13 protein-coding genes are annotated in these 13162 nt (G+C 53.4%); 1 reads left to right on the forward strand and 12 read right to left on the reverse strand.

Annotation, left to right across the window (positions count from 1 at the left end; all coding sequences use genetic code 11):
- Window positions 1-187: 187 nt before the first annotated feature.
- From FRY97_RS20645 to ccoS, 8 genes are all read right to left on the reverse strand, one after another.
- Complete coding sequence (locus tag FRY97_RS20645) at window positions 188-1195, reverse strand: NAD(P)/FAD-dependent oxidoreductase (protein WP_147169521.1); 1008 nt, start codon at window positions 1193-1195, stop codon at window positions 188-190.
- 51 nt (window positions 1196-1246) lie between these two features.
- Entirely contained in the window at window positions 1247-1948 is a 702-nt protein-coding gene (locus tag FRY97_RS20650) for a sulfite exporter TauE/SafE family protein (protein ID WP_246141865.1), read from the reverse strand.
- The gene (locus FRY97_RS20655) at window positions 1948-2388 is read right to left on the reverse strand and encodes a FixH family protein (RefSeq protein WP_147169523.1); all 441 of its coding nucleotides are present in this window, start codon (window positions 2386-2388) and stop codon (window positions 1948-1950) included. Before FRY97_RS20655 ends, FRY97_RS20650 begins: the two co-directional genes overlap by 1 nt.
- A 110-nt stretch (window positions 2389-2498) precedes the next feature.
- The gene (locus FRY97_RS20660) at window positions 2499-4040 is read right to left on the reverse strand and encodes a 4Fe-4S dicluster domain-containing protein (RefSeq protein WP_147169524.1); all 1542 of its coding nucleotides are present in this window, start codon (window positions 4038-4040) and stop codon (window positions 2499-2501) included.
- A 128-nt stretch (window positions 4041-4168) separates the two neighbouring features.
- On the reverse strand, window positions 4169-5131 hold the full coding sequence (locus FRY97_RS20665) for a cbb3-type cytochrome c oxidase N-terminal domain-containing protein (RefSeq protein ID WP_211356944.1): 963 nt from the start codon (window positions 5129-5131) through the stop codon (window positions 4169-4171).
- Window positions 5124-5318: a hypothetical protein gene (locus tag FRY97_RS20670; RefSeq protein ID WP_147169526.1), complete on the reverse strand. Its 195-nt coding sequence runs from the start codon at window positions 5316-5318 to the stop codon at window positions 5124-5126. The genes FRY97_RS20665 and FRY97_RS20670 overlap by 8 nt, the downstream gene beginning before the upstream one ends.
- 14 nt (window positions 5319-5332) lie before the next feature.
- Window positions 5333-7468, reverse strand: coding sequence for a cytochrome-c oxidase, cbb3-type subunit I (gene ccoN, locus FRY97_RS20675; protein ID WP_147169527.1), 2136 nt, complete (start codon window positions 7466-7468; stop codon window positions 5333-5335).
- Window positions 7469-7472: 4 nt separating this feature from the next.
- Complete coding sequence (gene ccoS / locus FRY97_RS20680) at window positions 7473-7649, reverse strand: cbb3-type cytochrome oxidase assembly protein CcoS (protein WP_147169528.1); 177 nt, start codon at window positions 7647-7649, stop codon at window positions 7473-7475.
- A gap of 134 nt (window positions 7650-7783) precedes the next feature.
- Between ccoS and FRY97_RS20685 the strand changes: the two genes are divergently transcribed.
- The gene (locus FRY97_RS20685) at window positions 7784-8671 is read left to right on the forward strand and encodes a metallophosphoesterase (protein WP_147169529.1); all 888 of its coding nucleotides are present in this window, start codon (window positions 7784-7786) and stop codon (window positions 8669-8671) included.
- 672 nt (window positions 8672-9343) lie between these two features.
- Here the strand turns inward: FRY97_RS20685 and FRY97_RS20690 are convergent.
- The 4 genes from FRY97_RS20690 to FRY97_RS20705 all read right to left on the reverse strand — a co-directional run bounded on the left by FRY97_RS20690 (window position 9344) and on the right by FRY97_RS20705 (window position 13043).
- On the reverse strand, window positions 9344-10849 hold the full coding sequence (locus FRY97_RS20690) for an ATP-binding protein (RefSeq protein ID WP_147169530.1): 1506 nt from the start codon (window positions 10847-10849) through the stop codon (window positions 9344-9346).
- Between the two features lie 144 nt (window positions 10850-10993).
- Window positions 10994-11737, reverse strand: a complete 744-nt coding sequence (locus FRY97_RS20695) for an IS630 family transposase (protein ID WP_147169531.1) — start codon at window positions 11735-11737, stop codon at window positions 10994-10996.
- Window positions 11734-12177: a helix-turn-helix domain-containing protein gene (locus tag FRY97_RS20700; RefSeq protein WP_147169532.1), complete on the reverse strand. Its 444-nt coding sequence runs from the start codon at window positions 12175-12177 to the stop codon at window positions 11734-11736. The genes FRY97_RS20695 and FRY97_RS20700 overlap by 4 nt, the downstream gene beginning before the upstream one ends.
- Before the next feature lie 401 nt (window positions 12178-12578).
- Window positions 12579-13043 carry an HIT family protein gene (locus FRY97_RS20705; RefSeq protein ID WP_147169533.1) on the reverse strand — a complete coding sequence of 155 codons (465 nt, stop codon included), beginning with the start codon at window positions 13041-13043 and terminating at the stop codon, window positions 12579-12581.
- Window positions 13044-13162 lie beyond the last annotated feature (119 nt).

The raw sequence follows: 13162 nt of genomic DNA on the forward strand, positions 1-13162 counted from the left end.
GGCGTTGGCCTAGCGCTGCGCAGGGGTGGCAAGCCCGACAGGGCCGAGCGGACAGCGAGCCCCGGAGCATAGCGGCACCTGCCCTTTCGGCAGGGGCAGGCCCCATCTTGCAAAGCAGGCTGGGCAAGCCCTATCCTTGCGGAGGGGGCAGGCAAAAAACGACAATCAGGTTTTCAACTTTTGGGCCTTAAAATCCGTGTACCCCGTTCACAGTAGTATATTTAAAGCTGAGGCGGCCATCGGGCCGTGCAATTTTGAAGGCCGATTGGACCATGAGCGTGGCTTCATGAAAACCGCAGAGGATGAGCTTCAGCTTGCCGGGATAGGTGTTGATGTCGCCGATGGCAAAAATGCCCGGGATGTTGGTCTGATAGTCGAAGGTATCTACAAATATCCCTTCTTTAGGGTCTAGTTCAAGCCCCCAGTCTTGGAGGGGGCCCATTTTGGGCGTAAGCCCGAACAAAGGGATGAAGAAATCCGTGGCTTTGGAGAATTCCCCCTCTGTTTTGTGGTTGATGACGACCTCCTTCAGTTGCCCATCGCCCTTTAGCCCGATGACCTGTGCCTCGGTGATGAGGTTGATGCGGCCTTCCGCTGCCAAGCGTTCTACTTTGTCTACGCTGTCCAGTGCGCCACGGAACCCTTTCCTGCGGTGCACGAGGGTAAGCTCTGCCGTGATTTCGGAGAGGTGTATCGCCCAGTCTAGCGCACTGTCGCCCCCACCAGATATGACGACCCGCTTGCCGCGGAAGTCTTCGGGCTCTTTGATCATATAAGCCACCCCATGCTGCTCAAAAGTTTCAATATTGTCAATTGGCGGTTTCCGGGGCTCAAAGCTGCCAAGGCCTGCGGCGATAGCAATGACGGGGGCGTTGATCTGTGTGCCTTCGTTGGTGGTGACCAGGAAGGAGCCGTCTGCGAGCTTCTCCAGGGTTTCTGCCCGCTCCCCCAGCGTGAAGCCCGGTTTGAAAGGGGCGATCTGCTCCATGAGGTTGTCGACGAGCTCGCCTGCGCCCACACTAGGGAAGCCCGGTATATCATAGATGGGCTTTTTGGGGTAGATCTCAGCCAGTTGGCCACCGGGCTGGGGAAGGGCGTCCACCAAGTGGCAGCGCAATTGCAGCAGCCCGGCTTCGAACACCGTAAATAGCCCGACCGGGCCTGCTCCGATGATGAGTATATCTGTCTTTGTCATAGTATTCCAGAATTTTGCAGGGCGGCCGATCATAAGCGCTGCCCCTTTCAGTTAGTGGCACATAGGTGCATCCTGCATATTGTCCCAGAAGCGCAGGTCTATGGGCACATCGAAATTAAGCCCCCGCATAATGAACAGCAGCGCGAAGCCGGCCAGGAAGACCGGCAGCAGTTTGCGTACAGAGCGCCTCCAGCTCAGCGGCACAAATTGGCCCGCCAGGGCTGTCGCCATCATGAGGGGCAAAGTGCCCAGGCCGAATGCCGCCATATACAGTGCGCCATACAGGGCTGTGCCGGTGCCTATAGCCCCTACGATGGCCACATAGACCAAGCCGCAGGGCAGCAGCCCGTTCAATGCCCCAATGCCCAATAGCCGCAGTGGCCCGCCTTGCCCGATAATCCGCCCAAGCTGACGGGTAACCCATTGGTTGAGCCGGCTGATAATGGGCACGCGCAACAATTGGCTTTCCATATCAATGGAGAACAAAGCCACAACAAGCAGGAAAAGCCCAAGCCCTATGGAAAGGTAGGACTGTGCCCCGGCCAGGAAAAAACCTTTGCCCACTAGCCCAATGACTGCCCCTAACAGCCCATAGGTGATGACCCTGCCTAAATTGTATAAGAGCACGTTGGCTGCGGAGGCTAAGGGCTTTCTGCCTTGGTAGGGCAGAGACAAGGCTATCGGGCCGCACATGCCTATGCAGTGGAAGCTGCCCAAAAAGCCTATCGCAAGTGCGCTCCAGATTGCTGCCATCACAAACGGATATCTTGTTCTTTATAATAGCTTTTCCCGCCAGCTTCCCAGTCTACCTTGACCTTCCACAAGCCTGGGCGGAGGCCTTCGACCGGCACTCGCTGCACACCGTCGCCCATCGGCTTGACAGGAAGGCGGAAATCAGCGCTCTTGTCGGCAGGGCAGAAGAAGTAGATCTCCCCTTTGGCTTCCCCCGCCTGTGCAGGGAAGGCTATTTCAATGGTTTCGCCGGGCTTGGGCTGCCTGATCTGCAAGTCCTTTTCCAATGACTGAGCATTGGCCAGCTTGTCGTAATGTTCTTGGTAGCGCAGGTCGTCCGCATAATATTGGTCTGAAACCAAGCTGTGGTCGTATTGTGTAGACCGGTAGACTTGATAAACGAGCGAGAGTACAAACACACTAAAGAAAATAGCGATCCCGGTTCCCCAATTGATTTTCATGGCTAAGGCTTTTGCGTAGTTAAGAGCCGGTTAAAAGGAAGGGCCGGGCGTGTCCGGCCCTTCCGTCTGCATTAACCAAAACTCAAATAGCTTTTTAGTACTTCCGGGGCTTATTTGACTGGCCCGAGGAAGTTGGTTTTTACTTTATCAATGACCTCCCCTTCGGTATTGTAGACCTCAATGAACACTTTGGTCTTCCTAGATTGGAGGGCTTCTTTGTCGAGGTCGATAAACAAGGCGCCTTCAGCGACCTGCCCGGCTTCAGCTGTGGGCGCTTGGCCTACAAGGCGTATCTGTCCAGGGATGTCGCCAATTAGCTTGAAGGTTACGGTCAGCGGGGCCTGTGTTTTATTGATGACCTGATAGTTGTAGAGGTTGCTGATATAGGTCTCATCGACTTCTTGGTAAAGCGTGCCCGGTGTCCTGAGCAGGAGGGTCTCCACACTAGTACGGGAAGCGAGCAAGACAATATTCACCACTACAAGCAGGGCCAGCACGGCGGTGTAGGCAATTACGCGCGGGGTGAACAGCTTTTTCGTTCCGGATTCTATGCCGTTGTAGCTGTCGTAGCGGATCAGCCCAGTTGGGCGGTCGACCTTCACCATTACCTCATCACAAGCATCGATACAAGCCGTACAGTTGATGCACTCCAGCTGTGTGCCGTCCCTGATGTCGATGCCAGTCGGGCAAACTTGTACGCAAAGGCCACAGTCGATACAGTCCCCGAGCGCTTTTTTCATGCCTTCCACCGGGTTTTCTCCCGGCTGGCCGGTATCACAGTCTGCCACGGCGGTTTCAGCGGCAGCGGCAGCTACGTCCTGCTGCATTTGTGCAAGCGGGCTTGGGCTGGCCGGCTTGGCGGCTGCAGCCCGGTTCTTTTTGATTTTCCCCCTAGGCTCCCCGCGCACGAAGTCATAGGCCACCACAATGGAGTTTTTGTCGAGCATGACCCCTTGGAGGCGGCCATAGGGGCAGATGGTCACGCAGACCTGTTCGCGCAGGTAGGAAAAAACAAAATAGAAAGCGCCAGAGAAGAGGATCATCGCTACAAAGCCTTGCCAGTGCAAGCTCAGGGGCTCTGTCGCAATCTTGATGACTTCGTCAACGCCAATAATATATGCCAAGAAGGTATTGGCTACAAGTACAGCAATGAGGAAGAAAATGGCTTGTTTGCCTGCTTTCTTGATGATTTTCTGCGTGGTCCAAGGCGCTTTGGCTAACCGGCGCTGTGCGTTGGCGTCCCCTTCTATCCAGTACTCTATCTTGCGGAACACCATTTCCATGAAGATGGTCTGTGGGCAGACCCACCCGCAAAACAGCCGCCCCCACACTACGGTGAACAAGACGATGAACACAATAAAGGTAAGCATGGCGAGGACGAAAAGGTGGAAATCCTGTGGCATGAAGGTAATGCCAAATAGGATGAACTTCCGCTCCAATACATTGAAAAGGAGTAAGGGGTCGCCATTCACTTTAATGAAAGGCATCCCGAAAAGGAAAGCCAGGAGGATCCAGCTTACGTAGGTACGGGCATCGGTAAACCAGCCCTTAGGTTTTTTGGGGTAAATCCAGACGCGCTTCCCGGATTCATCTACCGTGGCGATTTTATCCCGGTAGTCTTCTTGGTCGTTGATTGGCTCTGTTGCATTCATGGCTTAGGATCATCAGGTTTGAAAAGTTGCGCTGGGTGGGGTTGGGCCAAATGGGATGGGCAAGCCCCGGAATCAGCTCCGGGGCCTGCTATCCTTAAAGGAGCTTAAACATTCAGCTGAAACAGCTTCTACTCGTTCATGCCAAGGGCGTTCTCATCCGCCCCCTCGGCTTCTGTGCTTTCAGGCTGAGTCGTCTCTGCCTGAGGTTCGTAAAGATCGCCCTGTGGCTCTTTGGCATTCGGTGGGTTGGTGCCTACAAGCGTCAGGATATAGCTGGAAACTTTGTGCATATCGGCAGCGCTGAGCTGCGATTTCCATGCGATCATGCCCTTTTCGGGCACCCCGTATTTTACGGTTTTAAAAACATCTTTGACATCACCGCCGTGGATCCAATACGCATCGGTCAAGTTGGGGCCTACGCCGCCTTCCCCGAGCATGCCGTGGCAGGCCGCACAGTTGGCATTGAAAATAGATTGCCCACTGGCCAGGGCGTCTGCATCGGTAAGCGCAGTGACGTTGGTCTCATCTACAAGGTTGGCCTGAGTAGCGAGGAAGGCTTGGATAGCTTTCTCGGCCCGTTCCATTTCCATCTCGTACTCCTCAGCAGAGCCAGGGCCCTTGTCTGTAAAGTGGTAGTAAGTCATATAGACTACTGCAAAGCCGATGGTGATGTAGAACATGGCTACCCACCAAGGCGGGAGGCTGTTGTCCAGTTCTTTGATGCCGTCATAGTTGTGGTCGAGCATGACATCCTGCTCTTTTTCAACCGGCACAGCATCCGTCCACTTTTTGTACATGCGGTCCCAGAAAGGCTCCCGTTGTTTGCTCACTTCTTCCTGGTAAGCCTCAATGCCCATCTCCTGGAAAATCCGGATTTGGTTGACCTTGACCATCACATTGAGCAGGTGGAATAGGGCCGCAATGGCCGCTATGATCACGACACCGCCAAGGGCAGCAAGAGACCAAAAGAGGAAGTTGTCATAAAAGTAGGGGTCATTGGCCCCGCCGGCAGCATCCTGGGCTTGTGTGCTGCCTGCCAGGAGCAGGAGGCCAGCCATCAGCGCCCCGGCTTTAATGCTTTGATTATTCATGTCGGTCATTTTCAGCGTTAAGGGGATTGGGTTCTTCCAATGGCAGGTTGGCCATTCTGTCGATAAATGCCGGTTGTGAGCGGAAAGCCATCACCGCACTGATGATGAACACCGCCATGAAAGTCAGCAGGGAGGCAATAGCCATCCAGTTGATATTGCCGGCGCTTTCAAGGATGTATTTGAACATGGTGATTTTGTTTTTTAGTTGCCGGCCTGTGGCGCAGGCTTAATGTCTGTGCCCAACCGTTGCAGGTAGGCGATCAGCGCAATGATTTCCTTCTGCTCGAGCCCTTCTCCGTCTATGCCGTCTTTGCGCAGGCGGGCAGCGATCTCATCCGCCTGCCGCTGTGCATCAGCAATGGCTTCTTCTTCGTAGCCTTCAGCATAAGGGGTGCCCAGGGTGCGCAGCGCCATGATTTTGGCGGGCAGCAGGCTGTTGTCCAGGTCGTCTTCGATCAGCCAAGGGTACACAGGCATGATAGAGCCCGGTGACATGCTGGTCGGGTCGAGCATGTGGTTGTAGTGCCAGCTGTCTGGGTATTTGTTGCCCAAGCGGTGCAAATCCGGGCCGGTACGCTTGGAGCCCCAAAGGAATGGCCGGTCGTAAATGAACTCGCCAGACTTGGAGTACTCCCCGTAGCGCTCTGTTTCAGAACGGAAGGGGCGGACCATCTGCGTGTGGCAGCTGATACAGCCTTCCCGGATGTAAAGGTCGCGGCCTTGCAGTTCCAGAGCCGTATAAGGCTTCACGGATTCGATCGTGGGCACCTGATCCCCGATCATGACCATGGGGAAGATTTCTACCATGCCACCGATCAAAATCGCAATGGTAGAGCCGATCAGCAGCTGTACAGGGCGGCGCTCGATCCAGCGGTGCCAGTGCTCGCCTTTGTGTGCTCCCGCAGTAGCTACCCTCGCAGGGGCTTCAGCTTCTTCATAAGCTTGGAAAGAGCCTGCTTTGATGGTTTTATACAGGTTGTAAAGCATGACAAAGTAACCTGCTACGTACAGGGTGCCGCCTAAGGCGCGCAGGGCGTACATGGGGATGATCTGAGTGACCGTCTCCAGGAAGTTGCCGTACTGCAGGAAACCGTCAGCCGTAAACTGCTTCCACATCAGGGATTGTGTCCAGCCTGCCCAGTACAATGGGATGGCGTAGAACAGAATGCCCAAGGTGCCGATCCAGAAGTGTGCGTTGGCCAGCTTCTGAGAGTAGAGCTTGGTGCGGAACAGCTGTGGGATGAGCCAGTATAGCACACCAAACGTAAGGAACCCGTTCCAGCCCAGTGTGCCGATGTGCACGTGGCCAATTGTCCAGTCGGTAAAGTGGCTGATCGCATTCACAGACTTGATGGAAAGCATTGGGCCTTCAAAAGTCGCCATACCGTATGCGGTCACGGCAACTACCATGAACTTCAGGATAGGGTCTTGACGCACTCGGTCCCAGGCACCCCGCAAGGTCAGCAGGCCGTTGAGCATGCCACCCCAAGATGGCGCGATCAGCATAATTGAGAATACCGTGCCCAGCGACTGTGCCCAGTCGGGCAAAGACGTGTACAGCAAGTGGTGAGGGCCAGCCCAGATGTAGATGAAGATCAGTGCCCAAAAGTGGATGATCGACAGGCGGTAAGAGTAGACCGGCCGGTTGGCTGCTTTGGGCAGGAAGTAGTACATCAGCCCTAGGTAAGGCGTGGTCAGGAAGAAGGCAACCGCATTGTGCCCGTACCACCATTGGATGAGGGCGTCCTGTACGCCGGCAAATACCGGGTAGCTCTTCCACATGCTCACCGGCAGCTCCAGGTTGTTGCCAATGTGCAGCACGGTGACCGTCACCCACGTCGCGATGTAAAACCAAATGGCCACATACAGGTGGTTCTCCCTCCGCTTCAGGATCGTCCCGAACATATTGACCCCGAAAGCTACCCATACGGCTGCGATGGCAAGGTCAATCGGCCATTCCAGCTCTGCATATTCGTGCGAGCTCGTGATGCCAAGCGGAAGGGTGATGGCTGCTGCCAGAATGATGGCCTGCCAGCCCCAAAAATGGAATTCGTTCAAAAACTTGCTGTACATATTCGTCTTCAGCAGCCGCTGAAGGGAATAGTACACGCCCATGAAAATACCATTGCCGACAAAAGCAAAAATTGCCGCGTTGGTGTGAAGGGGCCGGATACGGCCAAAGGTCGTCTCTGCCGTCGAAAAGTTCAGGGCAGGGAACACCAGCTGCAGGGCCGCTAAAAGCCCCACAAGGATGCCCACCGCACCGAACACCATAGTCGCGTACGCAAACTTGCGCACAATGGCATTATCGTACCGGAATTGTTCTACTTGCGCCATTAGGTTACGATTTTTTTGATGTTGTTTGATTGTTTTCTGAAGGTTGGTCATCCAGCAAAATCCGCATGGCCGGGCTGACATCATCGTCGTATTGCCCGTCTTTGACGGCCCAGAAAAACGCTCCCAGGAAGCCCAGGGCGACGATCAGGCTAAGGATGATTAGCAGGAGGATGATTTTCATATCTTGTGCCTTTCCAATTTTGGTGCAAGATAGAAGTGGCGGCAGGGGCTGCCGGTGACCTTCATCAAAGCTTAGGGGTGATTTTTGTCAGCTTTTTGTCAGCATCGAATCCTAAGTAGCTGAAAAACAGTGTTATGGAAAAGTTAAATTGGGCTGCCCTTTTGTTCTTATGCCTGATAGGGTGCAAAGATGAACCTTTAGGGCACAGGCAATTCCTCTTCTTGGGCCACCCTTACCAATGGGGCACGGACAACCGGGTGGACCCCCGCCTGGAGCAGATGGATTTCTCCTCTTACGAGGGGATATGGCTGGGCGGGGATGTTTGCGCCCGTACGGCCAAAGACCCCGCAACGATGGACTACCTCGACTCTGTTTTCAACCTGGAGCGTACCCACTGGGCTCTGGGCAATCACGACTGGGACTATGGCGAACGGGAAAACGTATTGAGCCGCTTGCCTTCCCCACCTTATTATACGGTATGGGAGGACGGCTTCTGCCTCACAGTGCTCAACACCAATCTGTTCTGGCCTTACCCTTCCACTCCGCCACAGGAAAACTGTACCGATAAAATGGCGCAGTGGCAAATGGTGCAGAACGTGGCGGATACCATCAGCGAGGCCACGCACTGGGTGATCCTGCACCACCACGCATTGTTCAGTGATCTGATGGTGGAGCCACAGGGTGGCGATACGCTACGGGCCTTCAATGTGAACCCTACGCCGTTTTTTGCCACTTGCGACAGCCTTTCGGAGCTCACCGCCACCTGGTACCCTGAGCTGGTCCGGGCGAGGCAGCGCGGAGTGGAAGTGGTATGCATCGGCGGGGATTTTGGCATGCGTGCCAAACAGTTCGAGTTTCAAACTCCGGAAGGCATCTGGCTGCTGGGCTCGGGCATCAATAACACCGTTTCCCGGGAGTATGCGCCGGACTATGTGACGGACTTTGGCCCGGACCACATCTTGGAGTTGTGGTACCAGGAAGGGCGGTTGGAGTGGGCCTTCATGCCGTTGGGCGGGGATTGAGGTTGTGTTCGGAGGGCATCGGCGGCCATGATATTGGGCGCATTTCGGCTGAACCTCGCCGGTGATAGCCAATAGCTTGCTGTTTCTTTGCTTGCCCCTGCACCATGTGATGGGGCCTGCCCCTGCCTAATGGGCAGGTGCCGCTATGCTACGGGGCTCGCTGTCCGCTCGGCCCTGTCGGGCGTCCCCCCCTGCGCAGCGCTAGGCCAATGCCAGGCTAGAGCCAGAGAAGCCTGAACGCCTGCGGTATTTGGGGTTTGCGCCCGGTTAGCATATCCTCCTTTATGTTTGACATGGGCTATTCGGTTAGATTTTTAGCAGTCGCAAACCAAATGATGCAACTCCAGCCCAGCTTTTTTACAAGGCTATTTATAGTCCGCCCGCCCAAGATTTGTGATTTTTGACTTGCTCTTTTTCCATCTCGCTGCGCCTGCTTGCGCACCGCAGGCAAGTTGAAAAGTCTCGCCGACTTCATCGTGAGGCCCTTACCCCCACGCTTCGTGTAGGCATCGCCTACGTTTTTCGCCTTGCGAGCCGGGAAAATAGCTGAGCCATAATTTCACACCACGCAGTAGACGCGTAGCGAAATCTTAAGTTGTTGGACTAGAAGAAATAATGGCTGTCCTAATTTTTTGGGGGCATCAAACATTAACGCTTCCCCCAAGCACATAGCTAAACGCCCTCCACCGCCCAATCCACAATCCCCTTCTGCTCCGTGGAAAAGCTTACGCCCACGCCAATCTTCTCCTTCGGGCTGTCCGCGTAGGCCGACAGGTAGCCTTTCTCCCGGATTTGCCGCAGGGCTTCCGCCACCGGCCGGTCGAGCTTGAACTCGAAGGCGTAGAGGTAGTCGGCAGTTTCCACAAGGGCATCGCAGCGGCCGCGGGCCGTGTGGACTTCGGAGCGGGTGTAAGCCCCCAAGAGGCTGAAGGTAAGGTGGATGAGCGCGTGGTAAAAGTGCTCATTCTCTTTTTGCCAGTGCTCGTAAGGGATTTCGGCGAAAGCTGCATTGAGGATGTCCACCACAGCCTCTAAATCCCGGTGGCGCAACGCTTGCAGGATATTAACGACCCTGGGCAGCGCACCCTGCGGCGGATAGTCCATGTATTCGCTCATCAGGAGCTGCTCCAAAGAGGAGCGCACTTCACGGTTTGGATAATCAAGGGTATAGATGAGCAGCTCAGGGTCGTAGTGGCGGATGGTCAGATAGCCAGTCTGAAACAGTACGCTGATAGGGTTCAAGCGTGCATAATCAAAATTGACCAGGTCATTAATGGCGGTCTGAAAACCAGACATATTAAAGAAGCGGTGCTTGCGCATTTCCTGCACCAGAAACGTCGGCGTGCCCGTCTCAAACCAGTAGTTCTGGTACTGCCCGCTCTGTAAAAAACGCAGGATGGAAAACGGGTTGTACAGGCGCTCCTCCCCGCCCCAGCTGTAGCCGTTGTACCACTCGCGCACTTTGCTGCGGTCGTGGGCCTGCATCGGGGCTTCAAAAACCGTGTCCAGCTCATCCTGTGTGATGCCCAGTAAAGTGTAGCCCTGAGGGGAAAGGGTAATGTTGGACAGGTTGTTCAGGTCCGAAAAAATACTCACTTTGCTGAAGGCGGACACCCCGGTCAGGAACAGAAACTCGATGTAAGGGTCAGCGTCTTTGAGCACCGAGTAAAAATTCTTCAGGACATCCCGGTTCGCTTCTGCTTGCGGCGTGTCGTCCAGAAAATCAATGATGGGTTTGTCGTACTCGTCTATGAGCAGTACCACTTTCTGCGAGCGCCCCACCTCGTACAGCAACTCCGAAAAACTGCTTTTCAGGGTATCTTCAGAGAGGCTGACCCCCAGCTCCTTCGCGATACGATGCACCTCGGCCAACAGCGCTGCTTCCAACCCTTTCGTTTTGTAATCTATTTGGGCAAACTTCAGCCAGATGACCGGCCGGGGCGCTGCCTGCCAATCCCAGTGCGCATGTATCCATAAATCCCGGAACAGTGTTTCCTGACCGGTATACAACTCGTACAATGTAGACAGCAGGAGCGACTTGCCGAAGCGGCGCGGCCGGGACAGGAAAAAATAATTCCCATGCCCCATCAGGTCGTAAATCTGCCGGGTCTTGTCCACGTACACATATCCCTCTTCGCGGATTTTGCGGAAGCTTTGTATGCCAATGGGGTACTTCATAGGGGCAAGATACAGCCTTTTGGATTGGGTGCGCAAGGGGCGGCGGTCAGAAGTGCGCCAAAGTCACCTCTTTTCACAGAGCGCCCGTTTGCTTTTTCTGGCACTTTATAATCCCAAAATGAGTGCGCCGGCCCAATACTTTGTCTAGTGGTCTGTCAACATAAAAGATGGGGGTTGGCTATGGAAGGCTCCGGTCTTGACTTTAGGATAGACCGCCTTGAGTTTGATGCGGGCATCACCAACTTTCATTTGCCAGTCAACTTCTCGTTGAGTTAGATTGACATCCGTCGCCCATGATGCTATTTCTTCTTGTAGCGTTTCCAATGTCCCTATTCGCCGGTTTTTGAGGCACTGCCTTGTCATTGCGCTAAGCTCATTCTCTGCAATATTAAGCCAGCTGCCATGTTTTGGTGTGTACACAAAATGGATGCGCTTGACATAGGCTCTTGCTTTTTCAGGCGTGAACACCTCATAGAATGCCCCTTTAGTGTGGGTGTTCAGATTGTCACAAACTAGTGTGACCTGTTTGCAGTCAACGTATCGGGTATCAAGCAGCTGTGCAACTTCTAAGGCCCAGTCGGCTTTGGTCCGCTGATCGCATGCTGTGGCTTGGCGCCAGCCTGCCAAGGGTTCGCAAAACATAAAGATACTGGCTGTCCCAGCCCGCTCGTATTTATAGTCGACCCGTTTAGGGCGTGCTTTAGTAGCCTCAATGGGCTTGCGTGTCTCCTTTACGAGCTGGACTGGCTGTTCATCCATGCACACCATCGGGCGCAGAGGGTCGTAGGGCAATTCGTAGGTATCTAGCACCTCTTCCATACACGCCACGAACTCTGCGTCTGTTTCTGGTGGGATAACCCAATACTCAAGGCTCTGCTGCGAATTCATACCGTTTTTTTTAGCGTATTGCGTAATGTCTCGTGGCTGATCTTCTCAACCACTCCTAATTCCACCACCTTGCGGGCAAGCAGCCGCAAAGACCAGTTGGCATAGCCTTTAGGAGCAGCCCCAAGCCGCGTGGCAATGATGGACGCCTCCTGTTTTCCATCAAGCAGCTTGGGATTTGGCGGTGTGTCCCGCTTTTTACGGTTCAAACATTCAGAAAAACCATGCTCAACGAAGCGCCTGCGTGTATTTTCTACAGTGCTGACGCGGCAGCGGTAAGCCTCCGAGATTTGCTTATCTGGCCAGTTCGCGCCGTTAACGTCGGCCTGTAGAAGAATTTGAGCCCGGCGTACTTTTTGATTGCTCTCTTTTAGCTGTGTAATGACCCGCAGAGCTTCTTCGCGCTCTGATTCGCTTAGTCTGATAATGTATTTTTTATTCATCGCAACTGAGGTTCGTTGCAGGTAAGTTCAACCTTTTAGCCGTCTTTTCCAACCCCTATTTTTAACTTTGACAGACCACTAGAAGCGTGTTGGGACTTTAGTAATCGGTCTGTCCCGCTAAGCTAGCGGGACACTTTTTCGCTTATACTTCGCCCCGAAGATCCTTCCCGCTTTTGTGCATAAAAAGCGGGACTTGGCTAAACTCCGGTTTTCGGGTCTCGTCTAATCAAAAAATTGCTAGTGCCTTAAGTCATAAATCTCTGATACTTAAGTTGAAGTTGTTTTCTGACTAATCAAGGCGGATGTTCCCGCGCATAGCAGCGCTACGTAAGGGGTTGTCCAACGAAGAGTAGCCTCAAAAGTCGCCGCAGGCAACCCCTAGTTTTAGCCTTGACAGACCACTAGTTAGGCTTTTTAAGCATTACAGTCTCGTATATGGCATTTAACCTTTCTTCCTCCTGCCTAGGGCCGTCATGCGAAGCGATAAAGCCAGGGTACTTCTCATAAAATATAGGATAGTTGCTATGTACAGGCTCCCAGCTTTCTTTTTTAACGCCGTGCAGAGGGACTAATTTCATATGTGCGTGGTCAATTCCCATTCCTTCAAAGATAAGCCCAGTCCTGTACACATCTAGTGCTTGGTCCAAAATTAAGCCTACGTCTCTAGCAAACAGCAGAAAAGGCAAATAAACGTCTTGAGGCAATTGGAATATATAACTTGTCAGGTGCTCCTTAGTAGCTACGACTGTAAAGCCATCTGTATTTGGGAAAGGCGTTAAGAAAGCAATGAATTTTTCATCCTCATGTATGATCTTTGCCGGCTCCTCCCCTTTTATGATTCTACAAAAAATGCATTGACTTTTCATAAGCTTAGTATTTGTCTAGGAAATTCACTAGAGTTAAATTCCATGAAAGTACCTGAATCAACTTTTCCGCAAAGTATCATCAATATTCAATAGTTCGGTAATTTTTTGAAGCATTTGGA

Origin of the sequence: Phaeodactylibacter luteus (genome assembly GCF_007993045.1) — a bacterium.
In the GTDB taxonomy this organism is placed as follows: domain Bacteria; phylum Bacteroidota; class Bacteroidia; order Chitinophagales; family Saprospiraceae; genus Phaeodactylibacter; species Phaeodactylibacter luteus.

Bases quoted from the DNA above. Each gene is read 5' to 3' on its own strand.
- FRY97_RS20645 (WP_147169521.1), bottom strand. From the start codon at position 1,195: ATGACAAAGACAGATATACTCATCATCGGAGCAGGCCCGGTCGGGCTA.
- FRY97_RS20650 (WP_246141865.1), bottom strand. From the start codon at position 1,948: ATGGCAGCAATCTGGAGCGCACTTGCGATAGGCTTTTTGGGCAGCTTC.
- FRY97_RS20655 (WP_147169523.1), bottom strand. From the start codon at position 2,388: ATGAAAATCAATTGGGGAACCGGGATCGCTATTTTCTTTAGTGTGTTT.
- FRY97_RS20660 (WP_147169524.1), bottom strand. From the start codon at position 4,040: ATGAATGCAACAGAGCCAATCAACGACCAAGAAGACTACCGGGATAAA.
- FRY97_RS20665 (WP_211356944.1), bottom strand. From the start codon at position 5,131: ATGAATAATCAAAGCATTAAAGCCGGGGCGCTGATGGCTGGCCTCCTG.
- FRY97_RS20670 (WP_147169526.1), bottom strand. From the start codon at position 5,318: ATGTTCAAATACATCCTTGAAAGCGCCGGCAATATCAACTGGATGGCT.
- ccoN (WP_147169527.1), bottom strand. From the start codon at position 7,468: ATGGCGCAAGTAGAACAATTCCGGTACGATAATGCCATTGTGCGCAAG.
- ccoS (WP_147169528.1), bottom strand. From the start codon at position 7,649: ATGAAAATCATCCTCCTGCTAATCATCCTTAGCCTGATCGTCGCCCTG.
- FRY97_RS20685 (WP_147169529.1), top strand. From the start codon at position 7,784: ATGGAAAAGTTAAATTGGGCTGCCCTTTTGTTCTTATGCCTGATAGGG.
- FRY97_RS20690 (WP_147169530.1), bottom strand. From the start codon at position 10,849: ATGAAGTACCCCATTGGCATACAAAGCTTCCGCAAAATCCGCGAAGAG.
- FRY97_RS20695 (WP_147169531.1), bottom strand. From the start codon at position 11,737: ATGAATTCGCAGCAGAGCCTTGAGTATTGGGTTATCCCACCAGAAACA.
- FRY97_RS20700 (WP_147169532.1), bottom strand. From the start codon at position 12,177: ATGAATAAAAAATACATTATCAGACTAAGCGAATCAGAGCGCGAAGAA.
- FRY97_RS20705 (WP_147169533.1), bottom strand. From the start codon at position 13,043: ATGAAAAGTCAATGCATTTTTTGTAGAATCATAAAAGGGGAGGAGCCG.